Raw genomic sequence first — 19,680 nt, forward strand, 5'->3', positions numbered from 1 at the left:
CAGTGAGAGGGGGTTTTGGCTGCCAACATCGCCACCGCAGACCTGACAATTGGCAGAATTTCAGAATCCCCCCCCCGGAAACTGAAATACAGCGCAGCGCGCATCGGTTAGATTCGGATCATCACCTGACGCATTGTCAGATGAAAATTGAGGAGGTCTGTTTTGGAACACCCAACTCTCACTCTACGAAGCGCCGCCCACGATATTCGAGGATACCTTGCCAGCGCATCGCTGGCGGCAGAAGGCCTCGGCGCGCATATGGATGAAAAGGTGGCGTTGCGCGCTGAACGCATCGCCAAGGCCATCGATCAAATCGCCTGTATTTGCGACACGGACCTTGTGGAAGCAGAAAAGCCTGAGACCACAAACTGCCTCAGCCACGACGACATTGAGGAGATGCTCAAAGACATCGCGCATCTGATTGGCCCGGTTTACGAAGATCGGATCGGACATCCCAAAATGGACGTGTTTGTATCGCAAGGCACACGGCTTGTGTGCAGCAAAACCCGGCTGTTTCGGATCATCTATAACCTTACGGTCAATGCTGCGCATGCCATCCGGGCAAGCACTGGCAGCCGGATCACGATCCGGGTGTCGCAAGGCTGCGGCAAGGTCTGTTTTTCGATATCGGATGATGGCCCCGGCCTGCCCGAACATATCATCGGCCACCTTTATCCCCGGATTGATCGCCCACCGGCCATGGGCGCACATATCGGCTTTGGCTTGATGACAGCCGTCGGCCTTGCACGCGAGATGGGTGGCAAAATGCGTCTGCTGCGCAGCTCGAAAAACGGCACTGAGTTTTGCCTGATGTTACCCGATAGCCCGGTCTGACCCCCAGATCGCAACGGCGTCCCTGCCTGTACACAGCACGATGTCCCAAATGTGCAAAGGCCTGTCCCCCCAGCCTTCTGTACAGGCCACAACGGCGGATGGTTTCCCGGCCATCCGCCTATTTTTTTGCTCTGACCCCACCGAGCACAGCCAGCATCTCCGAGGGAAAACCCAATGAAATCGACGCTATCGCGAGGACGACACCCCTGTTGGAAGCTGAATGCGAATATCGGCAATCCGAAGATGTGGTCACCGCCCTCTTCACCCAGCATTTGGGCGCTTCGTCAGCGGCAGCATTAAAGGATCTCGTGCATCTGTCGCAAGAATGGCGCGCGCATTTCGCCAGCGGTGCCGAGGTCTAGGGAAACCGCAGCATGCTCTCACCTCTCAAAAGTCAGGTTTCGCTCAATCCGAAATCTTTGGTCGACACGGTGTCGTCTTTCTGGGTGGCTTCCCACTGAGCAATCAACGCATCACCCCTTCCGTTGAAATCATCCGTCAAGAAACGGCATCTGGTAACCCGGTCGAGCCTGAAATGCCGGATGGATTGCCTGAGCTCGCACCAGGCAACCACAAGCACGTTGTCGACATAGTAAATCAGCACCAAGGGCCAAATCGTGCGCTCGGTTTCGCGACCCTCGACATCGGCGTACTGGATCGCGGCTTTATACTCGTGCCTGATCGCCTGTCTGAGCTTTGACAGGTCCACGGCGGGGATGGATTGCACACCCCAGGACGACGCAACCAGCTTTTTCGTGCTTGGCGCGACCTCGTGCAACTTGTGCGACGCACGCCGCGCCGCACGCCACAGGCCGGGATCACCGGTGCGCGCGATCATGTTCAAACCGACGGAAACGGCCTCTGCTTCGTCCACATCAAAATTGACTGGGGGCAGGTCATATCCGCGCCGCATGACATAGCCGATACCCGGTTCGCCAAGGATGGGGATCTGCATGGCCTGCAAACTTGCGATGTCACGGTAGACGGTACGCACGGACACCTCCAACGCCGCTGCCAGATCACGCGCCAGAACGGGCCGTTTGGCCGCCCGAAGAAGCTGGATCACTTCAAAAAATCTTGTCGTTTTTGGCAACGCAGCACCTCCATTCAGTTCGGCATAGCCGAACACTGCTGACATATAGATGGCATTAGCAATGCGGTAGCGTCACCCAGATATTGAATGGGGATCGGACGTGACACGCCAAATGACAGAAAGTCGAAATCTGGGAATCCTACTGGTTGTGATGTCGGCCATCGTCTTCAGTTCAGCCGGGATTTTCACGAAGGGTGTGTCCACCTCCGCCTGGAACATCATCTTCTGGCGGGGCATTTCAGCTGCGTGCTTTACCCTTTTCTACCTCTACCTGCGCCAAAACCTCAGGACGGAAGTGAGGGCGTTCGGCAAACCGGCGTTGCTGGTGACCGTTATGTCGAGCGTCGGCAGCGCAGCCTTTATCCCCGCATTCAAACTGAGCAGTGTCGCCAATGTCGCCTTGATTTACGGCTCCGCACCGTTTGTCGCCGCGGCGCTGTCCTGGGTCTTCATAAAGGAGCCCCCGACGCGGAAGGTCGTCATCGCAAGCCTCGTTGCATTCTGCGGCGTCGTGGTTGTCGTCTCGGGATCAATTGGTGGCAGCCACCTGCGCGGAGATGCGCTGGCGCTTGTGATGACGGTCATGATGTCCGGAGTCATTGTGGTCTATCGCAAATACCCATCGACCACGGCCGCGCTTCCCGCAGCAGCGTCATCGCTGGTCTTGTTGCCCGTGGCCCTTGTCTTTGACGCCCCTCTGGCGGTGCCAGTGGCCGAAATTCCGGTCCTCATCTGCTTTGGCCTCGTCTTCGCAATCGCATCTGTCACCTTGTCAGAAGGCGCGCGGCGCTTGCCGTCCGGAGAGACCGCCTTGCTCTCCACCCTGGAAATGCCGCTCGCCCCGGTTTTTGCGTTTCTAATCCTTGCAGAGGTGCCGACATCGACGGTGTTGGCAGGCGGTCTGATCATCTTTGCTGCGGTGGTGTGGTCCCAACGCGGAGTGCAAAGCTGATATCGGAGGGTCAGCGTACCACACTGCCAACAAGGACAGCTTCCATCATCGCAGACATTCGGTTGCAAGGTCTTGCCGTCTTCATGCTTCATGGTTCATCTTCGCCATCTGGTGCGATCGACACCAATACGCATATTATCGGAGGGCGCGATGCGGGTACTCTTTACAGGCGGCAGCGGCAAAGCAGGCAAATGGGCCATCCGGCACTTGCAGGCGCAGGGGCATCGCGTCGTCAATCTGGATCAAGTGCCGTCGGGGCTGGATTGCTGTGAACTTCTAGTCGATCTGTGCGATGCAGGCCAGGTGATCGGTGCCATGAGCCAATTCACAGACGGCGCAGAGCTCGACGAGGGCACCGGCGTTCCCACTTACGATGCAGTCGTGCATTTCGCCGCCGTCCCCCGCGTCATGATCGGCACCGATGGCGAATGCTTCCGGCAGAACACGTTAAGCACATATAACGTGATCGAGGCTGCCGTGAAAGTCGGCATCCCGAAGGTGATCTTTGCAAGTTCCGAAACGACCTATGCGATCTGCTTTGCGGATGGAGAGGTGAAGCCCGAGTTTGTCCCCATTGATGAGACCCACCCGACGGTGCCGCATGACAGCTACGCGATGTCCAAAGTCTGCAACGAGATGACCGCCAAGTCGTTTCAGGCGCGCACTGGCTGCGACATATACGGCCTGCGGATCAACAATGTGATTGAACCGGATGAATATGCCGGGATGTTCCCCGCCTTCATGAAGGACCCGGCGCTGCGGCGTCGAAACATCTTTGCCTATATCGACGCGCGCGATCTGGGCCATATGGTGGATTGCTGTCTGAACACCGACGGATTGGGTTTTCAGGTGTTCAATGTGTCCAACGATGACATGTCGGTGGACCTTACCTCGGACGCGGTGATTGCGCGGTTCTACCCCGGCGTCGAAGTGCGGGGCAAGATGGGACCAAATGAGACGTTCTATTCGAACAAGAAGGCCAAGGAGATGCTGGGCTTTGCGCCAAAACATTCCTGGCGCGATGTGTTGGGCTGATTGGTGCCGCATCTTGGGTTCGCCATAGTACAGACTATGCGTCTGCCCGCGTGGGTGGGGCCCTAGTCCCCTTGGGCATCGCCCAACACGTCGCGCGCGATGCGTTCAAAGATCGCGCTGCCGATGGGGATGAGATCATCGGGAAAATCATAGTCCGGGTTATGCAGCGCCGCATAGTCTTCGCCCGGCCCCAGACACAGCATCGCCGCCTTCGCCCCCCAACCGAACACCCCGAAATCTTCTGATGCGCGCATGGGCACGTTTTCTTGTCCATGCGGGACACCGATTGCATCCATCGCCCTGACAGCCACCTCATAGGCATCCGGGTCATTTATGGACGCTGCGAAGTGATCACGAACCTCGAATGTCACGTCCAACCCGAATTCCTCTGCCACGGAGGAGGCCAAGGAACGCGCGGTCGCCTCAAGGCCATTCAAACCTGCGTCACCGGCAGTGCGCAGGGTCGCAAAAATCTCGGCCTCACCCGGGGCGATGCCAAAGGTCGGCTCCCCGATATTCACATGGGTGATTGTCACCAGGCGAAAATCGTCATTGCGGGGTCCACCCTCGCCCTGCCCCAAGGCATCCAAGACGGGGATCAGCTTGGCAACTGCCAACGCGGGCGACACACCATCCTGCGGATCGGCGGCATGGGCGGTTTTCCCGCTCAACCCGATCTTCAGACCCAAAGACGCGCAATTCATCAATCCCACACGGGCAGAAACAAAACCAAATGCGGTCCCCGGCTCATTGTGAATGGCAAAGGCCCAATCCGGCTTGATCTCCTGATAGGCCGGGTCGGCCACAACCGCTTTGGCACCGCTTCCATCCTCCTCAGCGGGTTGAAACATCAGGACGACACGCCCCCGCGCGACGGGCCTGCGCGAGATCAGGCGGCCCAAGGCAAGCAACATCGTCATATGGCCATCATGGCCGCAAACGTGACTTTTGCCAGTGGTTTGCGAGGGCCAGGCGATGGTCTCGTTGCGTTCCTGAATAGGCAGGGCGTCAAGCTCGGCCCGAAACAGCACAGTCGGGCCATCCTGCCCACTGTCGAAAATCGCGGCCACGCCATGACCGCCAAGCCCGGTAAGGATCCGCGTTGCATTCATCGGTGCCAGCGCGGCGACGATCGTTTTCGCGGTTTCCACTTCTTCGCCAGAAACTTCGGGATGGCGGTGCAGCGCCCGGCGAAATTCTGTCAGTTCGATCAGATCACTATTTGTCAGCATTTTCCGCCTTGGTTTCAAATTCGGACGCAGCAATTGCGGCGGCTTCAACTAACAACATGACGGCACGGTGTTAAAGCTGCGAATATTGAGGGACGACCTGACTTGAGCCCTGATGATTTGGCGGCTTGAGACGCATTTCTATCCAGAAAGCGCAGGCGCGCCGCCGCATGTGCGACGACGCTTGGACCAGCGGCATATCACGCGCATGGCAACCGCTTTACTACTGGGTCGCGTCCAATCCCGGTGGTCTGCCTTTGCAATACCCACCGGCACAGAAGACACCTGCGTTCAGGATGGAGACCGGAAAATCGACATCGAACGTATCAACCACCTCGGGCAGCCAGATATCGATGCACGCATCTTCGACGATCCTGTAGACAGGGTGGCCGGGCTGCACGGCCTGGCCATCAATCTCCATCAACACAACCTGAATGCCGTCGCCTTCCGCATGGAAGTTCTGCTTGTAGGGTCTGCCTTTCGGACCCGACAGGTCACCCTTGCGCGTCGTCAGGCTATCATCGTTCACGTTGAACACCCACCGCACATTGATCGGAATGCCAGCAATATCGTTATTTGCGGTGTTCCGGCATATCGCAAACTTGGTGGTGTAGATGTCGAATTGCCCCCGACCCAGGCCAAGTTCCGTGGTCTCATCGATTGAAAACTGAACCGCGCGCAAGGAGCTTCGGCCAAGGATCGCGTCCTTGTAGAGTACGAAATTGTCATTCGAATCCGTGTTCAGCGCCTCGCATTTTTCCGCAGCGATCGCGGCAACGCCCAGCATTACCAGCGCTGCACCTGACGATGCGCCACCCTCCAAGAGGCCAGCGCCCAAATGCTGGGTAGTGTCTCCGTTAAGTCTGTCAAACAGCGGATCTGATCGCAGCGCTTTCAACTCTTCCGGGGTTCGCGCCTCAAGTGAAAACGCGGCCTGAAACGCGGCCTGAATAGTGTAATCGGAGCGTTCGAATTCTCGCGCTAAAGCCCCAAGATCAATGAATTGACGCTCTCTGCCTGCGTCAGCCAGATAGCTGTAAAGCGCGGTCGGCGCGGTCCCTGCGTCGTTGCCTTGAGCGTTTGCCTGCGTTGATGCGAGCGCAAAAATTACTAGCCATAACAAGCGTGTGTGGCGCGCCGCATTGCGAATAGACGAAATTGTAGTGCCGATCATGTAAATCTCCTTTGACGAATAATTCTTGGAAAAAAGACAACTGATACAAAAAGCGAAATAGTCCGCAGGCTCGTGTAAAGACGAGCGGCCGCACTGCTCGTGAAAATTGCGAGCATCAGATTTTATGGGCTTTTCTTACCACAAAAGCGTGCATCTCGCACCTACTTTGTCCACGGGTGCCACCGCGCCGTGCTTCACCAGCACATGAAAACCATCCTAAACGCCCGCTATGTACTGGCCACATGCTGTGCATCATACACGGCCGGGAGACACCAAAGTCCCAGCAACCGCTGATCCGCCAAGATCATGCGCAAACCGAAAAAAGCCTAGTTCAAAGCGGCCCGAATGTCCTCTTCAACGCGCGCAGTGATGGCGAGGTGATAGCAGATGGCCCCTTCCTTTTGATCGGTGTTGACCCGTTCGATGGTCGCCAGCGCGCTGTCGATATCGCCCCCGCAAAGGTAGGCATCCGCAAGAAGCGTCCGAGCAAATTGGCTGATTTGAGTGGACCCGGTGGCAAGGTAGGCATCAAGCCCGGATGTCAGCTCGGCGATACCCAAAGTGGGCTCGCCAGTCCGTGCACGGGCCCAGCCACGGATGATAGCGCTCCACGCTCCCCAGTATTGAAAACTGTGCGCATCGCTCACCTTTTTTGCTTCGTTCACCAACGCGATCAGCGCGTGCGGGTCGTCAAGCGCCTGATAGGACGTCGCGAGAATATTGAGCGCAAAACAGCGCGAAAACTCATGCTCTTCGGACCCCAGTTGCGCAACGGCGGCCTCGATTTCGGCGCGCACATCATCCGGCTTGTCACTACATAAGGATCGGGCCCAACAACGCATCGCCATATCCACCAATGCGATATCCGCAGCGTGGTAACGCAGGACATCATCGATGGTGCAATGCCCGCGCAACGTCAAGGCAAGCTGGAATTGCGCAATGGCCTCGTGAAATTGACCCAGCATGAAAGTGGCCATGCCCCGATTGTGCGCGGAAAGTGCCTTCATTGTTGCATCGGCGCAGTCTTCGGCGAGGTGATCGAAATCATCGCACATCGCCAAAGCGGTCTGTGCATCACCCAGCATCAACTGCGCACCGAATTGGACGTGAAGCGCAAGAAACGCGTCTTCGGGCGTGGATGCCGCCCCCAACAGCAACTCGTGCAGCCGGGTCATGTTGTCCAGAACAGGACGCGAGCCGAAGGCGCGTGTGTTCAGGGCAACATTGAACATCTTGCGCAGGGTGATTTCCTCGGCTTCGCGCACGGAGCGATCCTTGATCCTGTCATTCTGTTCCAGGGCGTTTTCAATATGTCGGATGGTTTCTTCGGTGGCGGATCGGCTTGCCGCATGCGTGGCTGCGTCGCGCCAGGCATCGCGGGCCTCGACCGGCATGTCGGCGCGCGTGTAGTGCTGTGCCAACACGTCAGGCTGTTGCCGCGCAAGGTCGGGATATCCCTCGGCGATGACCTCTGCGATTTTCCGGTGCAACGCCCGTGCGCGGCTTTTCAGCATCAGGTCATAGGCCGCTTCCTGAAACAACGCATGTCGAAAGAAATAGCTTCGGTCCGGCTGATTACCGCGCGGCACCAGAATGTCGACATCCGCGAGGTAGTCCAACTGTGCGCGAGCCGTTTCAAAAGATGTCCCGGTGACTGCCTGCACCATTGACGGATAGATATTGCGCCCGATCGCAGCACATACAGCGACGATTTCACGTGCGGCGGCCAGGTTGTCGAATTTGGCCCGCAACAGATCTTTCAGAGTTGAAGGCAGCGCAATCGTGTCGCCGTCTTCTTGGGACGCCACCGGGTCATCAAGGCGCCACCGAACCATGCGCGCCATCTCTTCCAGAAACAGCGGCACGCCATCGGATTTTCTGATGATTTGCGCCTCGATGTCCGGGGTCGCGGCTTTGCCCGAAAGGGCGTTGCGCATCACCTCCTGCGCGTAGTGGTTTTCCAAAGGCGCAATAGAAAGTGACGTCACCCCGGCCAAGCCCGTCCAACGGAACCTGTATTCCGGGCGCGAGGTGCTCAGGATCATGATCGGATAGTCACTCAGACGTTCGATCAGCAGGTCGATGAGTTCTTCGGTGGACGGATCAACCCAGTGCAGATCTTCAAAAAGCAGCAGGACAGGGCCGCGATCCGACAGATGGATGGCAAGGTTGATCAAAACCTGTTGCAGGCGCGGCTTCAATTGTTCAGGTAACAATTCGGCGTCAAGACCTAATGCCTCAGCCGGAATGGACAGTAGGCTTGCGAACGGGGCCAAGGCGATTTCGACATCTTCATCAGAATACCAGTCCTGCAAAAGACGCCTGAGCTTGTTTGCCTGTTGCGCTGGCACATCGGACCGCCGGATGCTGGCGGCAAGGTTTATCAACGACACGAGAGGAAAGAACGCGTTGCTTTGATCGTGGACCGAGCACTGAAAGTTCAACCGAAGCCCGCCGTCATTCTCTATCTTTTCGGCGAGCGCCTCAACGAGACGGGACTTTCCAATGCCCGCTTCGCCTGACAGCAGAACGGTCTGCCTTTGGCCGCAAACCACGGCCTGCCAGCGGCTCTCAAGCAGCCGCATCTCGTCCTTTCGGTCAACCATGGGCAGGATTTTACCCTTCTGGCGTGCCCGAAAACGCAAACCGGGGTTGGTAGTCCCCAGGACACACCAGATGCCTTCGGGTTCCGCAAACCCCTTCAGCACATGTTTGCCCCGCCACTCGCATTCGACCCCAGCACCCAACAGCCGTTGCGTGCGCTCGCTGATGGCAACCGTTCCCGGCTTGGTCGTGGCCATGATCCGTGCAGCAAGGCTGGGCGTGTCACCAAAGGCGAGCCCTTCGCGCATCGAATGATCCTCAACCACGAGGTCACCCGTCGCGATGCCAACCCGCGCCTGTACCTTGCGGTTGGCAAGCGACACTTGCTCATTCAGGCTATTGCAGATTTCCAAACCGGCAAGAACGGCGCGTTCGGCGTCATCCTCCGCAGCGACAGGATAGCCAAAATAGGCCGTAACCGCATCGCCAATGAACTGAGCAAGATGTCCGTGATGCCGCCGGATAACCTCCGCCGCGAAATTCTGATAGCGATGCATAACGTCGCGAAACTCTTCAAGATCAAGCTCGTTCGAAAGGGCAGTAGAGCCGACGAGATCAGCGATGAGCATTGTTATGTGCAGTTTTTCGGTGGGAACACCCAGCCCGATATCAGACGCAGGAGCGGTCAGAAACGGTTTGCTGTTTTCGGAAAGACCGGTGGGCTTCCCCGTCGTTTCATTGAGTGATCTCAGGGCACGCAGGACACGTTTGCGGTCACCAAGATTAAGGCCAAGCTCGGCAAAGTCAGCTTCTACGAGTTCTGGTATGATCTCTAGGTCAATCGAGTGTTCGACAAACAGGCCGTAGTGCTTGCCCAGTGAATGGCTTTCAAGCCAAGCTTTGAGGCGGTCCATGTCTTCCCCTACGATCCAGTTCCTACAAAAGGTGGTGTTCTAACCTTTCTTGACGTCGCTTTTGTCGGCGTGACTGCCTGACAATCTCAAAGCACTCGCGAAGCCATGTGACTTCGCGTCTGGCCAGCATAGCAGCTATTTAACGGTTCTGCAGCATTGGCCAATACGGGCGCATTCGTTGAAATCAGTATCACAGCACCCGCCAGCGTCCCGTCGTGATCCAGAATCGGCATCGCCATGGCGTGCAGGTCGGGAATGTACTGCCCGTTGGCAAAGGCGCCTCCGGTTTCGCGGATACGGGCAAACTTTGGTCTTGGCCTGTGAAGCGGATGATTGCTTCAGTCGCGCCGAGATGACCCATACTGCTCCGACGTCTGGTAATAGTCCTCGAACCCGATGCGTTGGCGCAGTTCGGTGAAATCCATCTGGTTCGGGCGTGCATCATCTCTCATGGCGCGCAGCGTTGTGACCATGGCCTGCATGGCCGATGCCATGAGGGACAGCGGATAGGCCGCAATGGAATAGCCGATCTCGTGCAGCGCGGCGTTTGGCAGGTTCGGTGTCGCGCCGCCTTCGACGATATTGGCCATTTTCGCGCCCGGCAGGTTGGCGCAAACCTCGCGCATCTCGGCTTCGGTTTGTGGGGCTTCGACGAACAGGATGTCGGCCCCAAGTTCGGCAAACTTCGCCGCGCGTTCAATCGCTTCGGACAGCCCATGTTCATGACGCGCGTCGGTCCGGGAGAGGATCACGATGTCACTGCCCTGCGCGCGCAAGGCCGCACGTTCGTCCACGGCGGCCCGGATGCGGTCAAACGCTTCGTCTCGCGACACCACGGCCTTGCCCGGAGTGTGACCGCAGCGTTTGGGGGCGACCTGATCTTCGATCATCACGGATGCGCAGCCCGCCCTGGCCATTCCGGAAACTGTTCGACGCACGTTCATCGCATTTCCGTAACCCGTATCCCCATCAGCAATCAGCGGGATCGTGACCGCATCGGCAATGCTGCGGGCCTGATCCACCACTTCGCCGTAGCTCATCAAGCCGAGGTCCGGCGCGCCAATGCGGCTGGCCGACGCGGCAAAGCCCGACATGAAGGTCAGCGCATAGCCCTCTTGCTGGATCAGCTTGGCGGACAGCGCGTCAAAGCAACAGGGCATGATGTGGCAGGTGTCTTGCGCCAGCAGGTCGCGCAATGTTTCAGCGTGGTTCATGCTTTCACCATTTGAACGGGATATAAAGAGCCAGGTCCGGGAAGGCATAGAGAAGCCCCACCGTCACGATCATGAGCGCAAGGAACGGCCAGACACCACGCGCCACGTTGGCCAACGACGTGCGCGCAACGGATTGGATCACGTAAAGGTTCAGCCCCACGGGCGGCGTGATCAACGCACATTCCACCATGATCACCATGTAGATGCCGAACCAGATCGGATCAAACCCAAGGCCAAGTGCGGCGGGCAAGAGGACCGGCGTCATGATCAGAATCATCGACAACGCCTCAAACACCAGCCCCATGAGCAGAAGGACGACGGAGACCACGATGATGAACATAATCGGCCCATCGATCGTCTGGGCCAAAAAGGCCGAGATGTCCTGCGGGATACGATACAGCGCAATGGCCTTGCCGAATACCTTGGCCCCGGCCACGATCAACAGGATTGCGGCGGTGGTGATGGCGGATTCACGGATCGCCTCCCAAAATGTGGCCCATGTGAGGGTACGCAGCCAGAAGGCGACGATGATCAGTGCGGCGGCAGAGCCGATGGCGGCCGCTTCGGTCGGGGTGAAGGCACCCGAGTAAAGGCCGACGATCACAAGGGCCGCCAGCGCCACCGAGGGAAGCGCGCGCTTTGACGCGGTCATGCGTTCCTGCCACGTGGCCTTGGGCGCGTCTTCGAAGTTGCCAGAGAGTTTGGCGTGAACCATGGCAAATAGGATGAACAACGTCACCAGCACCAGCCCCGGCCCGATCCCGGCAAGGAACAGCGCGATGACGGACTGTTCGGTGACAAAGCCGTAGACGATCATCGGGATCGATGGCGGGATCAGGATGCCAAGCGTCCCACCCGCGGCGAGCAGACCGTAGACAAAGCGTTTCTCGTAGCCGCGGTTGATCATCTCGGGGATGGCGACGGTGCCGATAGTGGCCGCAGTCGCAACGGACGATCCCGAAATGGCGGCAAACAGGGCACAGCTGATGATCGTCGCCACTGCGAGCCCACCCGGCCAGTGCCCGACCCAGGCCTGAACGGCCGCAAAAAGATCGCGTCCGACACCACCTTTCAGCAACAGGTTGGACATCAACAAGAACAGCGGCACAGCCAGCAGGATAAAACCGTTCAGCGTGGACAAGATCGATTGCGGTGCCATGAGCGGAGAAAACCCGCCCAGCACGAGCATTCCCAGCCCCATGCCGCCAAGTGCAAAGGCGACCGGAACGCCCAACAGCAGCAGCACAAACAGCGTCACAAGGATCAGGATGATGGTCATTCGTGTGTCGCCCCGAGGCTGGCGCTTTCAGCGTCTTTCAGGCGGATCATTTCGACCGCGCCCTGAAGTGCGAGAAGCCCAAAGCCCACGGGCACCGATGCTTCGGATATCCAGATCGGCAGGTTCAAGATCGAGCCGGTCGTGCGACCGCGTTCGAAACTGGTATGGAAAATGTCAAAGCCCCAGATGGCCACGATGGCCGAGAACACGATGACCACCATGAGCGCGATATAGGCACAGAACCTCTGGCCGGCCTCGGGTAGCAATGCGGTCACCGCATTCACCGTGATGTGCCGTCGCAAAGTCAAAAGATGCGCCATCGCCAGAAGACAGCCCCAAACCAGACAAAGCTGGCTAAGCTCAGCCGCCCAGATGGTCGGTTTGGTAAAGAAATAGCGCGCAATGACCTCGAAGGTCAGCATGGCACCCGTCAGCGCCATCAGCACTGCACCAACACTGCACGCAAGTTGCGAAATTCGGCTTATCAGGGACATGTCCGCCTCGAACGGACGGCCCTGGGACCGCCCGCTTTCCAAAGTATTTACAGCGAAATTTACGAGCCGGAGTTCACACCCAGTGCGTCAAAGATCTTCTGACCGGCCTCGCCTGTCGCTTCGAGATAGCTGTCAAAAACGGGTTGAGAGACTGCCTGCCACGCGGCAAGTTCTTCGTCGCTCAACTCGATAATGGTCATGCCGTTCTCTTCGGCTGCCGCGTAGGCATCGGCTTCGATCTGGCTCATCCGGTCGCGCACATCATCCTGCGCAACCTTGGCCGCGTCTTGAATGTGACCCTGAAGTTCGGGATCAAGCCCCGCCCACCAGTCCGTGTTGACCACAACGACGAACTCGATATCGGCATGATTTGTGACCGTGATGGTGTCCATGACTTCCCAAAGCTTGCGGGACTTGACGCCCGACACACCGGTCATGCCGACATCAACGGTGCCGCGTTGATAGGCCAGATATTGCTCGGATCCCGAAATCAATGTCGGCGCACCACCCGCAGCGCTCACGAAATCGCCAAGCGTTTTGCCAAAGACGCGGACTTTCTTGCCCTCAAGGTCGGCAGGTTGACGGATCGGCTCTTCTTGCGACAGAAGGATGGCCCCACCGTAGGCCTGCCAGTAAAGCACCTGACCACCAGTCTTGGCGATCTCCTCCTCGAGCACCTCGCGCACTGGCGAACCTTCGGCAACAGCTGCGCGCACCTTGTCCTCGGTATTGAACAGGAATGGCATGTAGAAGATGTCCACCACCGGCGCATCACCGACATAACGCGTCAACGATGCAACGCCCGCTTCGATCGATCCAGAGCCAACGGCAGCAGGCACTTCGCTGTCCTTGTAAAGCGTTGCACTGTCGTAAATCTCGACATCAATCGCGCCCCCTGTGCGCTCCTCGACTTCCTTCTCGAACAGCACCAGGTTCTCGCCCAAATGGCTTGTCAGTGGCAGCTGCAGCGAAATGCGCATCTTCTCCTGCGCGAATGCAGCGCTACCCAAAACGGACAGACACGCCGCAGCAACAAGGCTCTCCCTAAACATATCATTCCTCCCTTTTTCGTGTCAGATGATCATACCCGGAGTCCTTGACTTGACAACTGTTGCATAGCGGAGCGCATTAAGATCAGGCTGTGCCGGCGAGCGAAACAGACGCGGGTGCCCGACCATTGAGAGACATTCAGCCGAAACCTTTATGCTCTAATGCTGCCGGTTCCGCAGGACTCTCACTCCAACGTCACAACCGTTTGGTGAGGGCGCTAAGGGTGCGCGAAATACGGTAAATCTTGGAGTCCTAGTCCTCAACCAAGCGAGCTGCTTTTGGTCAAATCGCAGGCCCTTCCGCAATTTCCTCTTTCTGTTCCTAGCGCCTCGCGCGTCACTCACACCACGAGACCCCCCCCAGCCTAAGCATCGCTTTTCGGTTTTGCTGGCTCACTGACAGCCATCGCCCACTTCATAGCCGAGGTATGAACCTTAAGTTTACCCGACATTCCTGCCTTGATACGCCACGCACGTGAAAGCGGTTGGCTTCTTAAGGGATTTTCGCATGTTGGCGAACAACTGAAAAAGGTCAGGTACCAGGGTCGTACGCGTGGGCGTTGGCACCGAACTTGGTGCCTAAATTTCCCCCAGGCATCAGCAAGTACAAATTTTCGCAGCTCAATCGACGCCTTCGCAGACAATCCGAGATTAAATGAACAACCGGGCGCTCCGCCAGAACCGCTTCGGGTTTTGATAAGACTTGGGTTGGGATCGTCATCGCAGTTCGCGGACTTCATCGGTTGTGGCTCCAACCTCTGCCAAGGCAGTTTTCACAGTTTCGAGTCGTATTGCTTCGCTGCTGTCGAAACGGATCGTCAGGCATTTTCGGATGGATGCCGCGATAACGTTCATCGCAGCCATTGCGCCTCCCCACCAAGCAGCGGAAATCCAACTGATTTCATCTGCGTCATGCGTCTACGGATCGGCGCTCCTACTGCCCAGCTACACATCAGGTCGAACAGAACCCCAAAACTGCTCCACCACCGATACCGGCGGGGTTTGAATTGAAGATCGGGGGCACACCAACCACCGCCAAGTAACCCAGCAAAGCCGAGAGATTTACAGCTTTCGTCCATTGCTTGCGGGAATATACTGGCCAATCATGCGTAGTAGTAAACTATCGAAACAGGCTGAGACCGCCAGACCGGTCTCACGAAACCGGACCTTTGCCGCATGTTGTCTATTTGCGTGGCCCGGGCTCACATCTGCTGTCAGCCACGTTGCGGCGTTTTGGGGCGGATCCTGAACCCTCGGCCTCAGAGGCAGCCCAAATCTGACTTAGAGAACAGCGTCCGAAGCGACAATGCGGTATTCACGCAAAGCCAACATTCGTCGGTGTAACCTCGTTGTCTTCATTTTATCAAATGATGTCAGAGCAAATGTTTTTCAGGCAATTCGGATGGCTTGGTGTCCGAAAGCAGATTGCAACGCATGCTTTGAAACATCAGCCCTGACTATCAGTCAGAGCTGCCCCAGCGCCCGCAAGTCTGCCGAACACTGCACCTGATGTCAGACCAGAGCCACCAGGGTAGCCCTCAAAAAAGACCCCGCCGACCATCTCCCCGGCGGCAAAGAGACCGCCGATTGCGCTGTCATCCTCTTTCAGGACCGCGCCGCTATCGGACACTTTCAGTCCACCGTAGGTAAACGTAATGCCGCCCGTGACCGGATAGGCTTTGAACGGTGGCGTATCCAGCTTTTGCGCCCAGTTCGACTTTGGCAATGGCAGGCCCGCTGTGTCCTTGCCGTCCAAACGTGTTGGGTCAAAAGCGACACTGCTATTCACCCCGGCATTATAGGCCCTGAGCGTTGCGAGCGCGGCTGGCGCGTCTACACCATCCAGCAAGCCACACAACGCCTCAAGCGTGTCCGCTTCAACGAAATGAGCATCGTGAAAGCGATATTCCGCGTAAAGCAGATCCTCCACTTTCGCATCGAAAATCTGCCATGCGAAGTGCCCGGGCTGTTCCAGCACGGCTTTGCCGAATTGTGCGTAAGTGTAGTTGCGGAAGTTCTCACCCTCATCGACAAACCGGTCCCCGTTCGCGTTCAACATGACCCCAAGGAAATAGCAGATCTTGCGGTAGTTTTTTCGCTCGGACGCGGGGAGATCGAGGTTGGCAAAGTCAGGCATATGCAGATCCATCGGGGTGGCGTGACACCCATCAATCAGCCCGTATCGCTGCGCACCCACGTCAGTTGCCATCGCCAGACCGTCGCCCGTGTTCATCGGCGTGCCGCGTACTTTGGCCTTGTCCCAATGCCCGCCCATCCAGTCGCGGCGCAGCTTTGTACTGGCCTCAAACCCGCCACATGCAAGGATTACAGCGTCTGCGCTGATCGCCTCAGCCCCGACCATAACGCCGGTCACCTTGCCGTTCTCCGTCAGCAGGGCCGTCACGGCGCTGTTGTACCGGATGACGCCGCCCAGACGCTCAAAGGCGGCAAGCTCCATGTCAAACAGCCCCACGCCTTCGTTCTCGGCAGCAAGCGTCAGCCCACCCCAAAACACATGGCGACCTTCCCTTTCGAAACTTTGGCGCGAATAGATCGGCTCGAACTTCACGCCGTGCCCGCCGAGCCATTGCATCGCGGGGAGGGAGCCTCCGACAAGTCGCGCCTGCTCTGCCGACAAGGGCCGCCCGCCGTTAAAGCCGAGCAAATCCTCAGTAAATTTCGCCTCTGTGTAACCACCGAAATCGGTGACGGTGAGCCGGGGATCATCGGGGTCCTTCAGCAGTGGCAGCAGGTCATCGATATTGTCATAGGCAAAGCGCATTGCACCAGCCGTGTATTTCGTGTTTCCCCCGGCAAGGTCCTGACCGGCTTTTTCCAACATCAGCACGCTGGCACCCGCCTCGAGTGCCGCGATGCCGGCGCACATTGCTGCATTGCCGGACCCGACGACGATGATCTGCTTTGACATTGCGAACTCTCCTCTTTACACCATTGTGTATCCAGGCGGATACAATTTGCAAAGTATGAATTCAAATGACGGATAATCAGACCAATCTTTCTCAGGGCAGCATGGCCTTTTCAGCGCTTATGCACGCGATTGAAACTGGCGTTTATCAACCTGGCGACAGGCTGCGTGAAGTTGAGATCGCCGAACGCTTGTCCCTGTCCCGCACCCCAATCCGCGAAGCCCTGCGCCGGTTGGAAGCAGAAAACATTGTCGAACACCGTCCTCGCGTAGGCGCTGTCATTCGCCGTCTCGGGCAGGCCGAACTCGTCGAACTATACGAAATGCGCCTTGTGTTAGAGCGGACCGCTGCCGAGATGGCCGCCAAACACAGTGTCGAGGCCGAGGTGGATGCGCTCGCCGCGCTGAACGCGGAGATAGGCGGCAGCTGCGAGGACGCCGCGCGCGCTGCCGCCATCAATCAGAAGTTCCACCGCGCGATCTATCTGGCGGGACGCAATCGCTTCTTGCTGGACGCCGCGCGTGCGATGAACAATGCGCTGTTACTGCTTGGCCCAACCACATTGGCGGATGCGGAACGTATCGCGACAGTCACCCATCAGCACAGCCAAATCATCGACGCGATCAGCGCAGGTGACATTGAAGGCGCAGGCGTTGCGGCAAAGGCGCATTTGCAGACCTCGCTGCGTTACCGACTGAAGGTCATGCGCGGGTGATACGTGTCGCGCTTACCCATGGGATTGCCGGGGTTGGCGTGCTTGCCTTTCATCTGCTGGCCCTGCCGTTGCCGTGGCTGCTTGGACCGATTGCCGCTTGCCTCATGGCGGCCCTGATGGGTGTGCCGATGAAAAGCATTCCGGTGCTCAACAACGCCATGCGCTCAATCCTTGGGGTCGCGGTCGGGGCGACCTTCACAACGGCTTTGGTCCTCAGCATGGCGGGCTATTGGCCGACCCTTTTGCTTGTCCCGGTGATGGTCTTTGTCATTGGGTTGATCGGGGTTCCCTACTTCCAACGCCTTTGGGGTTTTGACTTCGCAACCAGCTATTATTCGGCCATGCCCGGCGGCTTGCAGGATATGCTGTTGTTCGGTGAGGACGCGGGCGGTGATGTGCGCGCCTTGTCCTTGATCCACGCCACACGGGTCATGGTAATTGTGGTCGCTTTGCCCTTCATTCTGAAGGGGTATTGGGACGTCGATCTGAGCAATCCACCCGGCGTTCCCGCAGCCACCCTGCCCGTCACGCAACTGGCGCTGATGGTGGTTGCTGGCCTTGCGGGTTGGCAGATCGCCAAGGCCGTGGGGCTATTCGGGGCCTCAATCCTCGGGCCGATGATCCTGGCCGGTATTCTTGCGATGCTTGGCATTTTGGAGCACCGCCCACCGTCTGAGGCGATCTGGGCCGCGCAGTTCTTTATCGGCATGACCGTGGGCACAAAATACGCAGGGGTCACAGGTCACGAAGTACGCCGCGATGTGGTCGCGGCGCTTGGATTTTGCGTGATCCTGTTGGTTCTCTCCGCACTTTTCGTTGAGGTAATCCACCTCTTTGTCCTTGCCCCGCCGATGGAGACGTTGTTGGCCTTTGCGCCGGGTGGTCAGGCGGAAATGACGGTGCTGGCATTGATTGCTGGCGCAGATATGGCTTTTGTGATCGCGCACCACGTTCTGCGGATTGTGACGGTGATTGTGGGGGCTCCGATCGCAGCCAAGCTGTTCAGGCGCGCGGGTTGATCACGTTGATCGGAGATCCTGCGGCATAAGCGTTGATCTGATCGAATATATCGCTGAATTGCAGATCAAATTCATCCTCCGTTACATAGCCGATATGCGGCGTTGGCAGGACGTTCGGATGGGTGAGCAGGATGTTTTCGACATCGCGCATGGGCTCATGATCAAAAACATCAATAGCGGCATGAATGCGCCCTTTTGCAATTTCATCCTCAAGGACACCGGGGGCGATCAGGCCCGAACGCGACGTATTCACCAGCAAGCTGCGCGGGCCCATGGCGGCGAGGTCGGCAGCGGTGATGATCCCCTTGGTTGTCGGCTTCAATCTGACGTGCAGGCTGACCACATCAGAGGTCGCAAAGAACGCCTCCCGGCTTTCTGCCACGCGGCGTCCATCGGCCTGCGCCCGCGCGCGCCCGTCGTCCGAGGCCCACCACTGCACCTGCATGCCAATGGCTTCGACATAGCCTGCAACCGCCCGTGCGATCCGCCCATAGCCATAAAGCCCGAGCGTGCGCCCGCGCAATGTTCGCCCAACGTCCATCTGCCAGTCACCCGCCCGGATCGAGGCCACTTGCTGCGGGATCTGCCGGTAGCTGGCGAGGATCAGCGCCAAAGTCATCTCCGCAGCCGCATAGGATGGCGTGTCAGCGTGCATGTTCGAACACAGCATCACAGTGTTATCCGTGCAGGCCTGCACGTTGATATGCGGGTAGACGCTGCGCTGGCTGATCAGTTGCAGATTTGGAAGTTGGGCCAGCAACTCCGCGCCTATCTTTGTGCGTTCCCGAAACAGCACAAGCGCCTCGGCACCTTGAATACGCACGGCCAGCTTGTCGGGGTCCGGCTCATGATCGGTCCACACGGTGACGTCATGGCTGGCAAGTTTCTCGAAGCAGGGCAGGTCACGGAGCGTGTCAAACCAGTCGTCGAGAATATGGACCTTCATCGGCTTTCGACACCCGCATTCGGTGCAGGCGTACGCGGCGTGGGGATGAACACAGGCTGGTCGAGTTGAAAGATAGCCTGCGTGACGCGCTGGCGCTCTTGCAACAGGTGGTTGAACTGCGCATCGCAGCCGGAGATCGGCGTTGGATAGTCAATAATTTCACTGTGAATGGCGGCCCGCGCCTCTTGCAAGGTTCGCTTGGCAGTCTTGAGCAAGTCTTCATATGTTGTCTGCATTGGTCCCCTCCATTTTATTGTATACC

At 57.9% G+C, this 19,680-nt stretch carries 16 protein-coding genes; 5 read left to right on the forward strand and 11 right to left on the reverse strand.

The genetic code is table 11. The features are described 5' to 3' along the window. The first annotated feature begins 162 nt into the window (after positions 1-162). Positions 163-834 carry a HAMP domain-containing sensor histidine kinase gene (locus Q0908_RS11995; RefSeq protein ID WP_299284372.1) on the forward strand — a complete coding sequence of 224 codons (672 nt, stop codon included), beginning with the start codon at positions 163-165 and terminating at the stop codon, positions 832-834. Positions 835-1,228: 394 nt separating this feature from the next. Here Q0908_RS11995 and Q0908_RS12000 read toward each other — a convergent pair whose 3' ends face one another. Next, positions 1,229-1,900 (reverse strand): YafY family protein, encoded by a 672-nt coding sequence (locus Q0908_RS12000; protein WP_299284375.1) that lies wholly within the window; start codon positions 1,898-1,900, stop codon positions 1,229-1,231. 127 nt (positions 1,901-2,027) lie between these two features. On the opposite strand from Q0908_RS12000, the gene Q0908_RS12005 reads away from it, so the two are divergent. Then, positions 2,028-2,879 (forward strand): DMT family transporter, encoded by an 852-nt coding sequence (locus Q0908_RS12005; RefSeq protein ID WP_299284378.1) that lies wholly within the window; start codon positions 2,028-2,030, stop codon positions 2,877-2,879. A gap of 150 nt (positions 2,880-3,029) precedes the next feature. Further along, positions 3,030-3,914, forward strand: a complete 885-nt coding sequence (locus Q0908_RS12010; protein WP_299284381.1) for an NAD(P)-dependent oxidoreductase — start codon at positions 3,030-3,032, stop codon at positions 3,912-3,914. A 62-nt stretch (positions 3,915-3,976) separates the two neighbouring features. Here Q0908_RS12010 and Q0908_RS12015 read toward each other — a convergent pair whose 3' ends face one another. From Q0908_RS12015 to tcuA, 8 genes are all read right to left on the reverse strand, one after another. Beyond that, positions 3,977-5,146, reverse strand: a complete 1,170-nt coding sequence (locus Q0908_RS12015) for an amidohydrolase (protein WP_299284384.1) — start codon at positions 5,144-5,146, stop codon at positions 3,977-3,979. Positions 5,147-5,366: 220 nt separating this feature from the next. Further along, positions 5,367-6,317, reverse strand: a complete 951-nt coding sequence (locus Q0908_RS12020) for a hypothetical protein (RefSeq protein WP_299284387.1) — start codon at positions 6,315-6,317, stop codon at positions 5,367-5,369. A 326-nt stretch (positions 6,318-6,643) separates the two neighbouring features. Further along, a complete protein-coding gene (locus Q0908_RS12025; protein ID WP_299284390.1) occupies positions 6,644-9,775 on the reverse strand; it encodes an adenylate/guanylate cyclase domain-containing protein in 3,132 nt (1,043 codons plus the stop codon). A gap of 338 nt (positions 9,776-10,113) precedes the next feature. Further along, positions 10,114-10,989, reverse strand: a complete 876-nt coding sequence (locus Q0908_RS12030; protein ID WP_299284393.1) for an isocitrate lyase/PEP mutase family protein — start codon at positions 10,987-10,989, stop codon at positions 10,114-10,116. Between the two features lie 4 nt (positions 10,990-10,993). After that, the gene (locus tag Q0908_RS12035) at positions 10,994-12,268 is read right to left on the reverse strand and encodes a TRAP transporter large permease (protein ID WP_299284396.1); all 1,275 of its coding nucleotides are present in this window, start codon (positions 12,266-12,268) and stop codon (positions 10,994-10,996) included. Continuing rightward, positions 12,265-12,762, reverse strand: coding sequence for a TRAP transporter small permease (locus Q0908_RS12040; protein WP_299284398.1), 498 nt, complete (start codon positions 12,760-12,762; stop codon positions 12,265-12,267). Before Q0908_RS12040 ends, Q0908_RS12035 begins: the two co-directional genes overlap by 4 nt. A 59-nt stretch (positions 12,763-12,821) precedes the next feature. Next, positions 12,822-13,814: a TRAP transporter substrate-binding protein DctP gene (gene dctP, locus Q0908_RS12045; protein WP_299284400.1), complete on the reverse strand. Its 993-nt coding sequence runs from the start codon at positions 13,812-13,814 to the stop codon at positions 12,822-12,824. A gap of 1,444 nt (positions 13,815-15,258) precedes the next feature. Beyond that, positions 15,259-16,740 carry an FAD-dependent tricarballylate dehydrogenase TcuA gene (gene tcuA / locus Q0908_RS12050; protein ID WP_299284402.1) on the reverse strand — a complete coding sequence of 494 codons (1,482 nt, stop codon included), beginning with the start codon at positions 16,738-16,740 and terminating at the stop codon, positions 15,259-15,261. Positions 16,741-16,805: 65 nt separating this feature from the next. Here tcuA and Q0908_RS12055 point away from each other — a divergent pair, with 65 nt between their 5' ends. Beyond that, complete coding sequence (locus Q0908_RS12055) at positions 16,806-17,453, forward strand: GntR family transcriptional regulator (RefSeq protein WP_299284404.1); 648 nt, start codon at positions 16,806-16,808, stop codon at positions 17,451-17,453. Then, positions 17,450-18,472, forward strand: coding sequence for an AbrB family transcriptional regulator (locus Q0908_RS12060; protein ID WP_299284407.1), 1,023 nt, complete (start codon positions 17,450-17,452; stop codon positions 18,470-18,472). Before Q0908_RS12055 ends, Q0908_RS12060 begins: the two co-directional genes overlap by 4 nt. Here the strand turns inward: Q0908_RS12060 and Q0908_RS12065 are convergent. Then, a complete protein-coding gene (locus tag Q0908_RS12065) occupies positions 18,456-19,418 on the reverse strand; it encodes a D-2-hydroxyacid dehydrogenase family protein (RefSeq protein WP_299284410.1) in 963 nt (320 codons plus the stop codon). The genes Q0908_RS12060 and Q0908_RS12065 overlap by 17 nt on opposite strands. After that, positions 19,415-19,654, reverse strand: a complete 240-nt coding sequence (locus Q0908_RS12070; RefSeq protein ID WP_299284413.1) for a hypothetical protein — start codon at positions 19,652-19,654, stop codon at positions 19,415-19,417. Before Q0908_RS12070 ends, Q0908_RS12065 begins: the two co-directional genes overlap by 4 nt. Positions 19,655-19,680: the final 26 nt, after the last annotated feature.

This window comes from uncultured Tateyamaria sp., from assembly GCF_947494755.1.
Lineage (GTDB): Bacteria > Pseudomonadota > Alphaproteobacteria > Rhodobacterales > Rhodobacteraceae > Tateyamaria.

What these genes read in the sequence shown, in the direction of transcription:
- dctP (WP_299284400.1), bottom strand. Translation starts at nt 13,814, where the DNA reads ATGTTTAGGGAGAGCCTTGTTGCTGCGGCGTGTCTGTCCGTTTTGGGT.
- Q0908_RS12020 (WP_299284387.1), bottom strand. Translation starts at nt 6,317, where the DNA reads ATGATCGGCACTACAATTTCGTCTATTCGCAATGCGGCGCGCCACACA.
- Q0908_RS12070 (WP_299284413.1), bottom strand. Translation starts at nt 19,654, where the DNA reads ATGCAGACAACATATGAAGACTTGCTCAAGACTGCCAAGCGAACCTTG.
- Q0908_RS12035 (WP_299284396.1), bottom strand. Translation starts at nt 12,268, where the DNA reads ATGACCATCATCCTGATCCTTGTGACGCTGTTTGTGCTGCTGCTGTTG.
- Q0908_RS12055 (WP_299284404.1), top strand. Translation starts at nt 16,806, where the DNA reads ATGACGGATAATCAGACCAATCTTTCTCAGGGCAGCATGGCCTTTTCA.
- Q0908_RS12025 (WP_299284390.1), bottom strand. Translation starts at nt 9,775, where the DNA reads ATGGACCGCCTCAAAGCTTGGCTTGAAAGCCATTCACTGGGCAAGCAC.
- Q0908_RS12010 (WP_299284381.1), top strand. Translation starts at nt 3,030, where the DNA reads ATGCGGGTACTCTTTACAGGCGGCAGCGGCAAAGCAGGCAAATGGGCC.
- Q0908_RS12065 (WP_299284410.1), bottom strand. Translation starts at nt 19,418, where the DNA reads ATGAAGGTCCATATTCTCGACGACTGGTTTGACACGCTCCGTGACCTG.
- Q0908_RS12015 (WP_299284384.1), bottom strand. Translation starts at nt 5,146, where the DNA reads ATGCTGACAAATAGTGATCTGATCGAACTGACAGAATTTCGCCGGGCG.
- Q0908_RS12030 (WP_299284393.1), bottom strand. Translation starts at nt 10,989, where the DNA reads ATGAACCACGCTGAAACATTGCGCGACCTGCTGGCGCAAGACACCTGC.
- Q0908_RS12040 (WP_299284398.1), bottom strand. Translation starts at nt 12,762, where the DNA reads ATGTCCCTGATAAGCCGAATTTCGCAACTTGCGTGCAGTGTTGGTGCA.
- tcuA (WP_299284402.1), bottom strand. Translation starts at nt 16,740, where the DNA reads ATGTCAAAGCAGATCATCGTCGTCGGGTCCGGCAATGCAGCAATGTGC.